The organism is Streptomyces sp. NPDC058246, from assembly GCF_042881985.1.
In the GTDB taxonomy this organism is placed as follows: domain Bacteria; phylum Actinomycetota; class Actinomycetes; order Streptomycetales; family Streptomycetaceae; genus Streptomyces.
In genome coordinates this window covers 13,190-28,002 of the sequence record NZ_JBHVWZ010000017.1, presented here as the reverse complement: position 1 = coordinate 28,002, position 14,813 = coordinate 13,190, and the positions used below count along the sequence as shown (strand labels likewise).

The following is a 14,813-nucleotide window of genomic DNA, read 5'->3' as shown; positions in this document are numbered from 1 at the left end:
TAGCACCCCGTCAAGATCACCAACAGAGTCACGGCATTGTGTTAGGAACGGTTTATGCCATCACAACTGCGATGCCGATCCCGGGGCTCCTGAAGTCGGGATTCCGTGAAGCCTTGCGCGGGGGCAGGTTCGGGGCGAGAGGCTTGAGTTCCATCTCGGCCAGGGATTCGTCGGCCCAGCTCTCGGTCCATGCGTAAGGAGGTACGGGCTGTTCAGGGACGCCGGGGACGGGCACGCTGCCGCCCTGGGGTAGACAGCCACCGACCCAGGCCGCGAATCGCTCAGCGTCGTACCAGGAGACATGCGTCACTGGATCGTCGTCGGTGGCATCCCGCGGCGGACCACCGTCCAAGCTCAGTGGCCCGGTCATATCTCCAGGTGGACGCCATCGATCGCGGATGCGCTCTTCCACCGGGTGGATGCCCCAACCGATCCCGCCGCGCCAATGCGTGTCCGCCAGGAATTCGTTGAACTCGCCCACCGTCACGACCCTGAGCTGCTGCCTATTCGTCTTAGCTCTGTAGCGCCGGCCGCGGATGAGAAGCGGCACGAGGAACCGGTTGATGTTGGAATCGAACAGAAGGTTTAGTCGTGACAATAGAGCGGCCCTGTTGGCCAGGATGTCGGAGGCCAGGTACCTGGCCAGGAAGAACTCCTGCCATGAGAAGTGGGTGAATTTCAAGCGGCCCAGCTGATCGGAGCTGAGGAATCCCGCCAGTTCGGCGAACCTCTCCAGCTCCGGAGAGGCTTGCATCGGACGCGCGAAAAATGCCGAGCGCTGTTCCAAATATGTCAGCAGTGCTGACCAGTCCCGGCGGTCCATTCGCTCCAGGAGCGGCACGCTCCGCTTCCAGGCGAGCGCCACCTGCTCATAGATCTGGTCCAGGGAGAGCTCGTGCACCTTGTCTCGGGGGTTTCGGCCCAGGGTGACAAGCAACTGAACCAACTGGGGGGTGAGTTCTATAGGAAGCGGCCAGTTGACACTGCGGAACCATTGATCCGAAACTCCCTGCCGACGTAGAAATGCCTCGGCTTCGTCCAGCTCCACTGCATCGAGCCCTAGCAGCGTGGATGCTGTGACGTCAGGACTGATCACCTGCCGAACTGCGCACTCGGTCTCCTCCATCAGAGTCCGCAGTGCGCTTGTAGGGTTGGAATCGGGGTAGTTGAGCGCCACCGCGCGGCAGCAGACGACGATGCGGACGTTCTGCTTGAGGGAGGTGAATGCCTGGCGGAGCACACGGCGTGGTGAGTCGAAGCCCGTAGCGGTCAGCGAACCGACTTCATCCAGGTCATCGAGGAAGACCACAGCGTCGACGGCCCCACTGCTGATACCTTCCCTGAGCTGTGTAGGGAGCGGCGGATGGGCAAACCGAAGCAGGGACGCATCCACGTCACTGACCGCAGCGTCGACGCTCCCGCTCTTGCCCGCATCGTCCAGCACTCGGCGCGCGGACACGCGCACAGGTATGGGGCCAGTCGGCTCCTGGGCCAGTTCATGTGCCAGCCACACGGCAAGCATCGACTTTCCATACCCGACGCCGCCCACGATTGTGCCCAGACGTTGCTTCGAAGCCAGCCATGCGCGCAGGGCCTTCCGAGCGTCAGTTGATCCGAGGGAAGGCCGCCAGGCCATGAGCGGCAGCGCAGGCTCCCGCAGAAATTCACCGCAGGCGTCGCGGACTTGCCGTCGGTAGTCGGCCAAATCGCGGTCATTGCCACTGGCTTCGGCGTTGTTCCGTGCAGTCCATAAGCGCCACAGGGCCTCCACCTGCTCTTGCGGCGGGCGCTGCTGTGCACCGCACAATGCCCATAACGTCGAGTAGACCTGGGTCCATTGGGTGAGCGGCTCGCCGTTGAAGAGGCGGCTGAGGTTGGCAAAAGGCACTCTCGTGGGCTGTTCGTGTGGATGAGGCAGGCGTACGGAGGCTTCCGCCTGGTGACGTTTCATCAATTTGTCCGTGCGAGCCTGGATTTCGCGGAGCGACGGTGTCCCCGCAGCCTTGCGTAAACGGTCCAACAGCTCGGCGGCGGAGCCCGCACCGTAACTGCTGCCCTCAGAACGTTCTGGTACCGCCACGGGGTCCTCACACACTGCGCTTTTCGGGTCACTGCGTGTTCCACGCTAGCGGACAGTGTGCCCGGCTGTGCCGATCCGTTCCAGCTTGATCCAAAAACGGACGGAACACCCTCCTGCATGGTCCATTTCTGATGCGAACGTGCCCGCGCGACCAAGCGCGTGCCGGCCCGAACCAGCAGCGAAAGGCGGCAGAGGTGATGAATGGGAAGAAGCGGGCGACGTGGGCTGCCGGCGTGGTGGGTATCACCGCAGTGGCATGCGGACTCGTACTCGGTGACGTGCTCGACCCCGACCGCGCAACCGCAGTAGTGACAGTGGCCGGAGCCGGGATCGCAGCGTGCGTCCGTCTCTATGAGGGGCGTCAACCGCGCTGCGAGCGAGCCCATTCCAACTCGTCGGCTGGCGGTGGCGAACCGGATGCACCTACTGGGGATCGTCCGTGACCGTCAGCGCCTCTGTGCCTCCTCTGCCTGGCATGTATACCGCCGATGAGGAATAACCAGCCTGCACCGGGAGAAAGCCGTTTCGAACATCTGGCGGTTGGAGGGCCCGAAGGCGCGCGAGGGGCGGTGCGCACGCCGCAGGCTGGGATGTGCCGCCTGCCGCACCCCAGGTGCGCGGGTGCGGGGAGCAGACCCGGTCGTCACCAACGCTGGCACGGCAGTGGGCCCATCTTCGCGGGTACAGGGAACGCTCGGGGGCTCTTCGATGGTGGTGATGCGGTCGGTGGTCCATTCGGGCTGGGGGCGGAGGTTTTGCAGCAGGCCGGGCAAACGCTTGGCTTCGACGATGGTGACGCCTCTGGTTTCGAGGTGGCCGCGGGTGCGGGAATCTTGGCGCCGTGTATGGCGATGACCGGGCGGACTTCGCAGCCGAGGGCTTGGGCGGCCTGCTGTGCTTCCCAGAGGACAATGTCCACAGCGCGGGTCTGCGCGTAGCCGCCATAGTGGAGGGTGCTGCCCTCGAGCGTGACCGTCGACCACTTCGAGCGCTACGCCTTGGTGGCGGTCACGGCCGCACGATACGAGGGCCGGGCGGCCGTGGACATGGCAGTGCCCCGTCCCGGCCTAGGGGTGGGGGATAGGCCAGGGACAGGGGCATACCGCTGATCCGCTACGGGGGCGCGGACCGGCGGGTCCAGGGGATGTGTGATCAGTTGGCGACTGGCCTGGTACGCCTCGTGTTCGCCTGGGCGGTCAGGCGGTGATGGTTGCCGACCAGCCGCCGCGGGTGAGGTGCATGGTGCCGTCCGGGTCGATGCGCACTTGCGCTCCGTACACCGGCAGGCCCCCTTCTCTGTTGAGCCGGTGGCGGATGCGTTCGAGCTCGTCCCACAGATGCCGTGGCCCGCCCTGGTGCACCGTGGGCGAGTCCAGGAATCCGGTCGCGCTCGCGCGGGCCCACGAACCGTCGGGGTGGAGCAACCACACGGTGCGCGTATCTCCATCGGTGCTGGTGCGGTGGCTGATGCCGGGGATGGTGAGTTCGAGCGCCGACATCACCTCCCACGAATCCGGTACGTACAGCAGCGGGTAGCGGCTGGTGGTGACGGTGTCGCCGTCGGCGTGCCGTGCCGTCTGCCACACCTGGTCTGTTGGCCGGTCGTCGTAGTCGTCGCCGTGCCGGGTGCGCATGAACCCCGCCGGGTCGGGCTCGATGCGGCCGATGGCTCCGCCGTCCTCGGTCTTGTCTGCGGTGACGATCAGGCCGGTTCCGGCGAGTGTGGTGACGAGTCGGCCGCCGGCCTGCAGAGCGGCCAGCCAGGAGAGGGGGATGGACCGTACGGACACGGTGGACACGATGCGGTCGTAGTGCCCCGGCAGGTCACCGGTGATGTCGCAGACGGCCGTGTGCGGGTGCAGCCCGATGGAGCCGAGCCGTTCACCCGCGACCTTGACCAGGTGCGCATCCACGTCCACGGTCGTGACCTGCTCGTCACCGAGCCGTCGGCACAGCAGCGCGGTGCCGTAGCCGGTGCCGGTCGTCACCAGCACGCGTGAGTCGTCGGTGATCATCGCGTGCCGGTACATGGTGACCACCAGGCCCGGCAGCGTCGATGACGACGTCGGGGTGCCCCTCGCGAGGATCGCGCCGGGCTCGGCGTGGTCGGCGTGGACCGGGCCGAGACGCGTCACGAGTGTCCGGTTCGCGTAGGCGGCCTGCATCCATGCCTCGGGGTCGGCGGCACCGTCGTGCAGTTCCCACGCCTGCGAACCGTGCGTCCACCAGCGGGGCACGAACGTGTGCCGGGGTGTGGTGGCGAGCGGTTCGTACCAACGCGACTCGGGCCGCACCACGTCGGCGGCCAGGCGTCGGGCGTGCGTCTGCCAGTCCATGGAGGCCTCCTACTCGTATGCCGGTTCGCAGGCCGGGGTCTCGGCCGGACTGCAGTCCGACCCGTCCTGATCAGGGTTGCAGGCCGACACCTTGCCGGGGGAGGGCATGCAGGAGTCTTCGTCGGGCGTGCATCCGTCCCGGTGCCGGCGCGGGATACTGGCAGCGACCTGCGCCCACTGCTGCCCGGCGAGCACTGCCGCGAGTCCGGCCGTCTTCACGTCGCCGGCGGAAAGGAAACGGCCCAGCACGCACGGGGCGACGGTGCCGTCCGGCAAAATCGCCGCCTTCCCCTGCGCGCAGCGCCCGCACAGCTCCGATGGAGAGGGCAGGGCCGCCGTCCTCGCCGCGTTGCCCACGGCACGCACCCGGTCGACGTGCACCCGCTTGACGCCGAGGGCTTCCATCTCGGTGCGGGCCTCTTCGGTGCGCTGGCTGTCGCGCATCTGGATGATGCCGACCTTGACGGGGATGCCGCGGCGCACCGCTTCGGCGATGTTCGCCCGGGTGGAGTCGTGGGATCCCTTCCGGCCGGTGATCTCGTCGTGCTCTGCCGGGTCGTCGGAGTAGTACGACGTCCCTAGGCTCACCTTCGGGTGCGCGAAGAGCTCCCAGTTCTCTCGCCGCACTCGGTACAGGTTGCTGAACACCTGCACGCCCAGCCCGGCTGCCAGGGCGTGCGCGACCAGTTCGGTGAAGTCGGGGTGCATCGTCGGCTCGCCGCCGATGAACTGCACAGTCTCTACACCGAGTCCGGCGGCCTCGTCGATGACACGTCGCCAGTCCTGGGCGGTCATCGTGCCGTGGCCCTTGGTCGGTCCGGCCTGGGCGTAGCAGTGCGACGAGCAGGTGAGCTGACAGCGGCTGGTGATCTCCAGCTCAAGGAATGTCAGACGCGTGGGTGTTGCGGGTGCCGCGGGAGTGATCGTCACGATCCTGCCCTTCTGTCGGGTGGTGCCACGGTGCCCGGCCGCCCTGCCCCGTGGGAGGAGAGCGGCCGAGCCGGACGTAGGGCCCGGGGCGATCGGCCGCCAGGGGCTTCACCGATAGCGGCGGCACGGGCCCAGCCCTCCCCGTGGAGGGCTGGGGCCTACCGGGCGGGTGTCAGCGGGTACTGGCGATGCGGCGTCTTTCAACAGCGGCGTCGCTGAGGCCAAGCAGGTCTGAGCATGCGCGGCCCCGGCCGGGATTCCGGTCCGGCCGGGGCCTGGTCCCGCCCGCCCCCAGAGATCACGGGGTACGGGGACAGGCGGGGGTCTACGACCGCGCAGCGCGGTACGCGTCCCACAGGTCGTCCGCCCTGGCGCACCGGACCTCTCCGTGCCGGCAGCCATCGCACGTGGTGGCGTGGTCGATGTAGGCGCGATACGCGGTCTGGATGCGGTGGTACGCGCCGCTGCCGGCGACCTGCTGCATGTGGCCGCAGGCGCTCCCCGAGTCGCGCCACTGCCACCGGGCGCCGCTCACGACCTGCCTCCGTGGCGCTTGGGGTGGGGGTGGTTGCGGATCTCGACGTTGCAGTCCGTCGCACGAGAGGGGTCCTGGGCCGCGATGGCGTCGGCCCGCTGTTGGGCCAGGGCCGTACAGACACCGCAGCCTGGCGCCGGCGGGGGCGCGTCGATGGGCATGGCGAGCGTGACGGGTGGGCTCATGGTTGTCTTCATCCGCGTGCCTCCGCTGGCGTGGGCCTGCCCAGGCAGTCCGCGGCGTGTGCGGCGCTTGCAGGGCGGAGCACTGGCTCAGGAATCCGGGGTTCGGGCAAGAGCTGGGCGCGGACCGTCTTGCCGGGGCCTGAGTGGTGCAGGAACCAGGTGAGCTGGGCCCTGTGCTGGGCGACCCGTTGCAGTCCGCGGCCGCGCTCTCCCTGCACTGCTGCCGAGAAGTCAGGGAAGGACGGGTTGAGGTCGCTCACGTCGATGACGAGTTCGCCTGCTTCGGTGATGGCCGCGCGCAGCAGGATCTGCGGGGCTGTGGGCGCGCCGTCGGCCTTGCCGTGGCGTACCGCGTTGTCCACGAGACGGGTGATCACTTCGGTGGCTTTGAGGATGTCGCCCTTCCAGCCCAGGGCGGTGACGCTGGTCCGGCTCCAGATGCGCGCCAGGTAGAGGGCGCTGTTGTCGCCGGGGAGCTCGGTCGACAGGCTTTGCAGGAGGGGCGCCGACGGCGCGGCGGCCTGCATACCGGTGCCCGGGTGTAGGGGCGGTTGGATGGCGCGAAGCAACTGGGGCAGAGCGCGGTAGACGACGTTCGGCTGCGTCAAGGCGCCGTTCAGGCACTTGCGGGCCAGGCGGGCGACCTCATCGAGCTGCCAGATCGGGACGCCCCAGTCCTGCGCGTGCTGCTTCTGCGTCTTGCCGAGGGCGTAGGCGCGAACGAGAGCGAAGACGTCCGGCGCAAGCGGGCCGGGGTCCTCAGGGTCAGGCTGGTCGAGCATGCCGTGCACGCGTGCACGGAAAACGAATCCGGCCTGCCGCAAAGGGCCGTGCTGCCGGTCCACACCCAGCTTTTCCGCTACGCCTTCCCAGAGCGGGCCCAGACGCTTGAGACCGAGCTCCGCGCGCAACTCCGCGGTGCGCCGGCCGATCGCGGACAGCGCGAGCGCACGCCGCTCCAGCGCCATCAGAGGGGCAGCATCTGCCGGGAGCTCGGGCCGTAACAGGAAGATGCTCACCATTCCTCCCGTGCGACACAGTCGTGGGCGGCATACAGGGCCGGGACCAGGCGGGCCAACCTCTGGGCGGCCTCAGGGGTCTTCACCTCGGCCAGAGCGGGCAGTTGGCGGTACGCCTCGCCCAGAGCGGCGTTCGCAATGCTGAAGATGTCGTCCGGGCACTTCGTGGTGGCGGCCATGACCTGCACGACGTGGTGGGTCAGGCGGCTGATCTGCTCATGCAGGACGCCGTGCGCGCTGATCACGACCCTCGGCTTCGGCATGCAGCCGGGCTGTTCGAGGTCCCAGGCGCACACGCTCTCGGCGAGCCGAACGAGGTCGTCGCGCAACGCGAGGGCGGCGTCGCCGTCGAACTCCCGCAGCTTGATGAGAACCACGGACATCAGCGTCGGATCGCCCCTGCGGGCTTGCTCGGCGGGTACGCCCCGGTCGGGAGTGCGTGTCGGAAGCTGCACCGGCACGGTCATCGAACACTCTCCGAAGCACAAGCGGCAGGATCGGTTAACAAGGCGGAGGCCGGCACCTCGCACCAGGCGACGGCGCCGTCCTCGGCGAAGCCCCACGCGCCGCCCAGTTCCGTGACCAGATCGTCGACCAAGAACAGTCCGCGCCCGCTCTCGGAACCGGGTGCCACGTGCTGGGGCTGGGGGATGGCTGACGGCGACTTGTCGTGGACCTCAAGGCGCAGTCCGCCCTGCGCCGACATCCGGGCGCGCAAGCAGACCGACTCGTGCCGACCGTGCAGGATCGCATTGGTGCACAACTCCGAGACCACGACAAGGAGCTCATCGACGTAACGCTCCTGCATGCGGCAGCGGTGCATCCATGCCTTCGCGATGTGTCGTGCCGCCTTCACACACGACGGCTCGGAGGCAAACGCTATGCAGAAGGCCGGGAAGGCGGCGTCCGGAGTTTCCCCGAGCTGGTGCGGGGACGCCTCCATCAGGCTGGTTGATCCGGCAACTCTGGGGGGCATGGGGGGACTCCCTGGTCCGCGGTTGTGCTCGGTCATGCACGCTCAGCGAGGTTGGCGATCAGCGTTCACCCACCCCACATGGCTCCGCCATGTCCTGGAACATGTCCTCTTTGCCACGTGAGGGCGACCGACATGGCGCCGGAGTAGCTTTGAAGTGGCTTCTGTGCAGGGCTTGTTGTCGTCGAGCGCAACGGCGGTATCCCCTTCCAGGGAAGGGATCACCGACCGGGGCACCGCAGACTGGGGGCGGAATGAAGAATGAGCCGAAGACCCTGCTCGCGTGGCTGTGCGATCGGGACAGACTTCCCTACCGCCGGTTCGAGGAGAGGTTCACCGAGATCGGTGTCCGCCTCTTCGGGCACGACCCCAACAACCCGACCTGCGGCGAGACGCAGTTCCGGCGCTGGACGGGCGGCAAGCTGGTCAAACTGCCCGGTCCCGAGAGCTGCCGGATTCTCGAAGCCATATGGCCCGAGCACACAGCAGAGCAGCTGTTCGGGCTGCCACCCGAGGACGATCCCCAGGCACCCGCGTTCGACCTGGAAGAGCGAGTTCGAATGACTGCACGTGAAGCCCACGACGGCGCCGATGCAACTGCCACGGCGTCTATCTCCGACAACACCATCGACGAACTGCGCGACCAAGTGGTGATCCTCGCCCGCCGTTATCACGGCCTGCCGGCCGGCAAGGCATACGAGGAGGCCGACCGCCTCCGCCAGGAAGTCGAGCGACAGCGCGACAGGACACAGGTCCCAGTCCAACAGCAAGCGTTGATGGTCCTGAACGGGCAGACAGCCGCCCTCCTGGCGGTCGCCGCCTTCGACCTGGGCTACTTCCCAAGCGCCCGAACCCTCGCCCGAGCGGCCGCCGTGTACGGCGAGAGTTCACGCTTCACGCCCCTGCAGGCCTTCGCCGACGGCACCCTCGCCTACATCGCCTACCACACAGGCAACACAACGGAGGCCGTGACGAAAGCGAACCGCGCCCTGTCCCACGGAGGCCTCGGCAACGTCGCCCAAAGCCGCCTGCACGCCATTCTGGCCCGCGCATACGCACACCTCGGCGACGTCACCTCAACACAGCAAGCGATCCGGCACTCCCAGGACAGCGACCACGACCTGCGCGACGAGCTGCACGACACCGTGGGCGGTGAGTTCGGATTCTCACCAGAGCGCCTGGCTATGTCCAACAGCACCACCGCCCTGCTCATCGGGGACAGCGCACAGGCCGAGGCTGCGGCACGTCGCGCCCTCGCGCTCCTCGGGGAGAAGCCGCAGGACGAGCAATCCGCACACGTCCGAGCGGGCGCAGCCGCCGACCTTGCACACGCCCGGCTCCTGGCCGACGACGTCGACGGCGCCGCCGAGGCCCTGGCACCAGTCTGGGACGTGCCCGCCGACCAGCGGAAAACCGGCATCGTCGTACGGGCCGCCCGCATCGGCCGACACCTGTCGCGGCCCCCCTACCACGGGGCCCCGCTCCCGACCGAACTGCGGGAGCGCATCGAGGACTTCACCCGCGTGTCCCCGCCGTACCGGCTCGGCCCGCCCGTCAGCCTGCTGGCGATCGAGACCTGATCACAGCGAGGCGAGAATACTCGCCTCCTTCCCTGGGGCGATCCCGTGCTCCGCCCACCTCGGGTGGTCCACGGGACGCCCGTCCCCAGCCCACCACTGCCACGTATCGCGGATGGTCTCCGCGATCGGCCGACACCTCAGACCCGCTTCCACAGCCCGGCGCGAATCGACTGCCCACACACCCGCGTGGGTACGCCACAGAGGCAGCTCAGTCCACTGCTTCACGCCATGCTCGGCAAGCACCGCAGCGTCCACCCAGACCGGAGTACCGTCGCTGCCTGTCGCGCTCAGGCACTCGCGCAGGAAGCCGCGGAACGAGATGCCGTCGGGATGTGTGATGTTGAAGCCCCCACTACTTGAGCCGGCGGCCTGGTGAAGAACGAACTGCGCGACGTCGCGGACGTCGACGGGCTGGATCTGCTGGTCGGCCGGAGCCGGAGCGAGGATGCGCCCGCCCCGCTTGGCCCGCTCCAGCCACCAGGGCAGACGGCCGACATACTCGCCGGGGCCCAGGATCACGCCCGGCCGCAGAAACACCGCGGCCTCGCCGAAGACCTCCGCGACGGCCCGCTCCCCGCCGGCCTTCTGAAAGCCATACTGAGTAGGGCTGCCGCACTCGCCCGTGTACCCGAACGACTCGTCGGCGTCGGCAGGGCACTCCAGTAGCGGCGACTCTTCCGTCAGCGGCTCGTGCGGCCATCCCTGGTAGACCGAGACGGTGGAGATGTGCACCCACCGACGGACGTGTTTGCGCAGGGATGTTGTGGCCAGGAGCACGTCCCGTGGGGGGAGCTCCGAGCTGGAGGTGTCGATCACCGCATCCCACGGGCCATGCTGAGCCAGCTTCAGGAGGTCTTCGCGCACTGTTCGGTCCCCCTGCACGGGCTCCACGCCCGGTACATCGGGCCCTGAGCGGCCACGGTTGAACGTGGTGACCGTCCACCCCTTCGACAGCGCACTCTCCGCGATGGCTCTGCCCAGGAACCACGTCCCGCCGATGACCAGAATCCTCATGCGCCGATCCTGCCCTTCGGCTGGAATGAAGGACAGAGCGGTCCCGCTGGCGAACGTTGCTGAGGGGCCCGCAGTCGTGATGACGGCGTCACTGTCCGAAGTAGGGTTGGGAGCCGTCGGTGTCCTGCTGCCAGCGGGCGAGGCTGTCGCGTGCGGTGAGGGTGCTGGGGTGATCGGGGCCGAGGAGGTGCAGGAGCGCTTCTAGGAGCGCGCCGGTGGTCGGGATGCCGTCGTCGCGGTTTCCCGGGTAGAGACGGAGGTGAAGCAGCGCGTCGCGGGCTCTGCCGGTGCGGGCATGCTGCGGGCCGTGAACGCGGGCCTCGTCGTGAATGAGTTCGGTGAGTTCGCGGGCGGCACGGCTTTCCTGGCGGGATGCGGCCAACCACAGGACGAGGCGGGCTCGCATGTCCAGAGTGGTGGGGTGGTCGGGGCCTAGGAGCTGTTCACGGGCCCCCACCAGCATGCCGGTCAGCTCGGCGGCGGTCTGGGTGTATCCGGCGGTGCCCTGCCAGTGGGCGAGTTGGGCGGCTGCGCTGAGGGTGTCGGGGTGGTGATGGCCGTAGAAATGGCCCAGATCCTCGTAGAGGCTCTCGAGTTCGTTCATCGCAGCCTCGGGGTCGCCGGCTGTGCCGCGCCAGTGGGCGCAGGCGGCACGGGCACGGAGAACGTCGGGATGCTGCCAGCCCAGCAGCCGGCCCAGATCGGTAACGAACGATGCGTATCCCTCGTATGCCTGCTGGAGGTGGCCGGCCAGTCCCTGCCAGTGGGCGAGCTGGCGGCGGGTGGTCAGCGTGTCGGGGTGCTCGGCGCCGAGGATGCGGGTGCGGTCATTGAGCAGGGCTGAGAAGTCCTGTACTGCTTCGATGGGGGTGCCGGCCACGCCGCGCCAGTGGGCCAGGTTGCCGCGGCTGGTGAGAGTGTCTCGGTGCTCGGCGCCCTGGACGCGGGTGCGGTCGGCCACCAGCTGTCTGAAGCCGCGTACCGCGGCCGCCTGCGCGCCCGAAAGGCCGTACCAGCGGGCAAGATTGCCGCGGGTGGTGAAGACGTCGGGATGGTCGGCGCCTTGTAGCCGTTCGCGGTCCTGCAGCAGGGCGGAAGTGAGTTCCATGGCGGCCAGGGGACCGCCGGCCACTCCGGTCCAGTGCGCGTGCTGGGCACGCACGGCCAGGGTGTCGTCGTGGTCGGAGCCTCGTGTGGCGGTGATGTCGGCGATCAGATCCGCGGCCAGGCGGGCCGCTTGGGCGGGTTCGCCGGATGCGCCCAGCCAGCGCACATGGTGGCCCCGGGCGGCCAGGGTGTCGCCATGTGCGGCGCCGAGATACTGGTCCGCCGCCTCTGAGGCCCGATGGAAGTGGGCCGCGGCCGCGGCGTGGTGGCCAGCTTCGCCTAGGCTGCGCCCGAGGCGGAAGATCACACTGTGCAGGCGGGGACGCCACAGGGCTGCCCCGCTGTGGCGGATGAGTGCCTCGGTGTTGGCACGCAGGGCGCGGGCGAGGCCAGTGTCCTGCTCGAGGGGAGGCCACACCTCGAGCAGGCAGTTTGCGGCTGTCTGCGCGGTGCTTTCGGGGTCGGTGAGGTCGTCGCGCAGGGCGCGGTGGACGAGCGGGTGTATGGCCACCGATGCATACGGGTCGTTTGAGGTGTGCTCGATGAGGTGGAGACGGTGCAGGACGCGCAGCGCGGCGCGCACCTCGTCCTCGGCCGGAACAGCAGCGGCAGGCCGGGGAGTGCCGGATACCGCGGAGGGCGCCGCCGCAGGCGCGGCGAAGGCCCGGGCCATCTGGCAGGTCAGGGCAGTCTCGGGGACGGCGTGGGAGTCGAGCACGCTGATGAGTGTGAGCACGGGTCCCGCCAGCCCGCGTGGGCGCAGCTGGTTGGCCCGCTCGACCGACAGCGCCCAGGCCGAGGCCGCGGTGGCGTGCTGCCCGTCGGGCAGGCTGTCATGCTCGGGCAGCAGATCGGCCAGGCGCCGCGTATGGTCGGCCAACCGGGCGAGGTAGGCAGGAATGTCTTCGTCGGCGTCGACCAGGTAGGCGACCGCCTGAGACAGAGCCAGCGGTAGGTGACCGAGGGCGCCGGCCAGCGCGGCACACTCGGTCTCGGATGCTGGGCGGTGATGCGCGGCGAGACCGGCTTGCAGGTACGCGGCCGCTTCCCCGGGAGAGAACAGGTCCACGTCGATCACTTCGGCCCGGCCGAGCAACGCGGCGTCGCGCCGACGAGTTGTGATCACTGTGCGGCCGTAGGGAGTTTCCGGCGGCCACAGATCGCGTAGGTCCTCCGGCGCGTTGAGGTCGTCCAGGATCACCATCCAGCGTTGCTCGGGCGTGACCGGCCCGTGCTCCAGCCAGGCCAGGAAGCGGCGGGCAGCCAGCTCCGGCAGGGCAGGGTCGACGCCCAGTACGTCGCTGCCGGCTTGTGCATAGGCCTCGAGAATGGCCTGGCGCGAGGCGGCGTTCACCCAGACCAGCAGGTCCAGTTGCCGGTCTTGCCAGGCCTGCCGGGCCGCATTGACGGCCGCCTGCGTCTTGCCCGTACCGCCCATGCCGGTGAGCACGTAACACGAGGGTTCCGCTGCTCTCGCGGGCAGGGGCCCATGCAGTCGGCCCACCCTGCGACGGCGACGGAACGGATGGGAGCGCGGGGGCAAAGATCCCACGATGTGCGGCAGCGAGACCGGCGGGCGGGGAGCCTGCACCACGGTGAGGGCTCCGATGTGGCCGGTGTTGGCGATCGCCCCGTCCCGTGCATGGGCATTGCCCGTCCACTCGACCCGGCCTGGTCCGCCGGCCGCGGTGACCACGGCCTCCGGCGGCAGCCCACGGTAGCCCGTCACCGCCTGGGCGCCTGCTAAAGCGGTGGCATCGCCCGATCCCACGACGACAACCGCGGGACTTGAAGGTGGCGTTGCTGGGGCGGCGGCTCCCGTCGCAGGCGGCTGCGCACTCGGGGGAGAGGGTTCCTGGGACTCTGGTGCGGTCATGGGACGGGGACCCTCGTTCCGTTTGGGCGCCAGGCCCGTCAGGTGTACTCGATGCCGGTGCTGGCGCTGCTTCCCGGCCCGTGCGCCGTCGCATCTCCGGTGTGCTCGGCAACAGCGCTTCCGCCTTCGCTTCCGGCGGCGCGCCGGATGCCCGTGGCGGCGCTTCCACCGTCACGGGCCTCGGCCCCGCCGGTATGCGCAGCACGGTCCGCGGCGGCTGAGTTGGCCGAGGGAGGACGAGAGGGACCTGCCGGTGGCTGCATCAGAGCCCACACAAATGCGGCGATTGCAACAAGGCCCTGCACCGACGCGGCGACCAGCTGGCCCGTGTCCGGGCTGTTCAGCAACCAGAACAGGGGAGTGGACACGATTCCCGCCACGGCCACGACGATGATGACGGCCCTCCACTTCGGTGGCACGTCAACCCCCCGCCGTCATCTGCCTGGTTCCTCCACAGATAGCATCAATGGCCCGCTCTATCCAGCCGTTTGGGGAAAGAAGCAGACACGTGTGCCGGCTGCGGCTAGGGCCCAGTGCCACCAGGGGCGTCGTTTGGTGCGGGTTGCTCGTCGCTCATGGCGGCATGATGTCCGGGCCGCGCGCGGGGCGCGCGGCGAACGGGCGTGTTTCAGAAGCGGAGTTGAGGTCGGCGGTCGTGGACTGCCGTGTTCTCGGAGCGGTGTTGATCCACGCTCGACCTGAGTTCCGCGAAAAGCTATCGACCTACAAGGGCACCGTCTTCACCGCCGCCCACGTAGAACTGGTCATGAGCCAGAAGGATCCCGAAGCCAAGGAAAGTGCCCTGCACATCTACGACGCCCTGAACCGGCCCGAGCGCACCTTCCCCTCGTGGCCCGGCAAGACGATCCCCGGAGCGAAGGAACCCCTGCACCGGGTCATTGATCCGGACAAGGTTGACGCCAACCGCAAGAAGTCTATCCAGGAATGCAAGAAGGTCTGGGGGGACTACACCGGCAGCGGCCTGGAATGCGACGAGTACCCCTTCGCCTCCACTGAGGAAGGCTCCACGAAGGGCGACAACCGCTTCTCTGTCCGGCTGATCGACGGCCCGGACAACCGCAAGGGCGGGGAGTACATCAACGCGGTGTACACACTCAACCGAGTACTGAACGGCGACCCCTTCTACGTGAAGATCACGAACTAGCTGAAAGGCTCCG

13 protein-coding genes are annotated in these 14,813 nt (G+C 68.5%); 2 read left to right on the top strand and 11 right to left on the bottom strand.

Features of this window, described 5'->3' with window-relative positions; genetic code table 11:
* Positions 1-52: 52 nt before the first annotated feature.
* The 8 genes from ACFVXA_RS24040 to ACFVXA_RS24005 form a co-directional block, all read right to left on the bottom strand.
* The gene (locus ACFVXA_RS24040; RefSeq protein ID WP_390026489.1) at positions 53-2,080 is read right to left on the bottom strand and encodes an SUMF1/EgtB/PvdO family nonheme iron enzyme; all 2,028 of its coding nucleotides are present in this window, start codon (positions 2,078-2,080) and stop codon (positions 53-55) included.
* 1,196 nt (positions 2,081-3,276) lie between these two features.
* On the bottom strand, positions 3,277-4,416 hold the full coding sequence (locus ACFVXA_RS24035; protein ID WP_390026487.1) for a protein-L-isoaspartate(D-aspartate) O-methyltransferase: 1,140 nt from the start codon (positions 4,414-4,416) through the stop codon (positions 3,277-3,279).
* 9 nt (positions 4,417-4,425) lie between these two features.
* A complete protein-coding gene (locus ACFVXA_RS24030; RefSeq protein ID WP_390026485.1) occupies positions 4,426-5,346 on the bottom strand; it encodes a radical SAM protein in 921 nt (306 codons plus the stop codon).
* A gap of 325 nt (positions 5,347-5,671) precedes the next feature.
* Entirely contained in the window at positions 5,672-5,881 is a 210-nt protein-coding gene (locus tag ACFVXA_RS24025) for a hypothetical protein (protein ID WP_390026483.1), read from the bottom strand.
* On the bottom strand, positions 5,878-6,066 hold the full coding sequence (locus tag ACFVXA_RS24020) for a hypothetical protein (protein WP_390026481.1): 189 nt from the start codon (positions 6,064-6,066) through the stop codon (positions 5,878-5,880). Before ACFVXA_RS24020 ends, ACFVXA_RS24025 begins: the two co-directional genes overlap by 4 nt.
* Before the next feature lie 8 nt (positions 6,067-6,074).
* Positions 6,075-7,088 (bottom strand): ATP-binding protein, encoded by a 1,014-nt coding sequence (locus ACFVXA_RS24015; protein ID WP_390026479.1) that lies wholly within the window; start codon positions 7,086-7,088, stop codon positions 6,075-6,077.
* Positions 7,082-7,552, bottom strand: coding sequence for a hypothetical protein (locus ACFVXA_RS24010; RefSeq protein WP_390026476.1), 471 nt, complete (start codon positions 7,550-7,552; stop codon positions 7,082-7,084). The genes ACFVXA_RS24015 and ACFVXA_RS24010 overlap by 7 nt, the downstream gene beginning before the upstream one ends.
* Positions 7,549-8,061, bottom strand: coding sequence for an ATP-binding protein (locus ACFVXA_RS24005; protein WP_390026474.1), 513 nt, complete (start codon positions 8,059-8,061; stop codon positions 7,549-7,551). Before ACFVXA_RS24005 ends, ACFVXA_RS24010 begins: the two co-directional genes overlap by 4 nt.
* A gap of 251 nt (positions 8,062-8,312) precedes the next feature.
* Between ACFVXA_RS24005 and ACFVXA_RS24000 the strand changes: the two genes are divergently transcribed.
* Positions 8,313-9,638 carry a DNA-binding protein gene (locus ACFVXA_RS24000; protein WP_390026471.1) on the top strand — a complete coding sequence of 442 codons (1,326 nt, stop codon included), beginning with the start codon at positions 8,313-8,315 and terminating at the stop codon, positions 9,636-9,638.
* Here ACFVXA_RS24000 and ACFVXA_RS23995 read toward each other — a convergent pair whose 3' ends face one another.
* The 3 genes from ACFVXA_RS23995 to ACFVXA_RS23985 form a co-directional block, all read right to left on the bottom strand.
* Positions 9,639-10,652 (bottom strand): NAD-dependent epimerase/dehydratase family protein, encoded by a 1,014-nt coding sequence (locus ACFVXA_RS23995; RefSeq protein ID WP_390026469.1) that lies wholly within the window; start codon positions 10,650-10,652, stop codon positions 9,639-9,641.
* An 88-nt stretch (positions 10,653-10,740) separates the two neighbouring features.
* Positions 10,741-13,209, bottom strand: a complete 2,469-nt coding sequence (locus ACFVXA_RS23990) for a tetratricopeptide repeat protein (RefSeq protein WP_390026467.1) — start codon at positions 13,207-13,209, stop codon at positions 10,741-10,743.
* A gap of 464 nt (positions 13,210-13,673) precedes the next feature.
* The gene (locus tag ACFVXA_RS23985; RefSeq protein ID WP_390026465.1) at positions 13,674-14,015 is read right to left on the bottom strand and encodes a hypothetical protein; all 342 of its coding nucleotides are present in this window, start codon (positions 14,013-14,015) and stop codon (positions 13,674-13,676) included.
* Positions 14,016-14,197: 182 nt separating this feature from the next.
* On the opposite strand from ACFVXA_RS23985, the gene ACFVXA_RS23980 reads away from it, so the two are divergent.
* On the top strand, positions 14,198-14,800 hold the full coding sequence (locus ACFVXA_RS23980) for a NucA/NucB deoxyribonuclease domain-containing protein (RefSeq protein ID WP_390026463.1): 603 nt from the start codon (positions 14,198-14,200) through the stop codon (positions 14,798-14,800).
* Positions 14,801-14,813 lie beyond the last annotated feature (13 nt).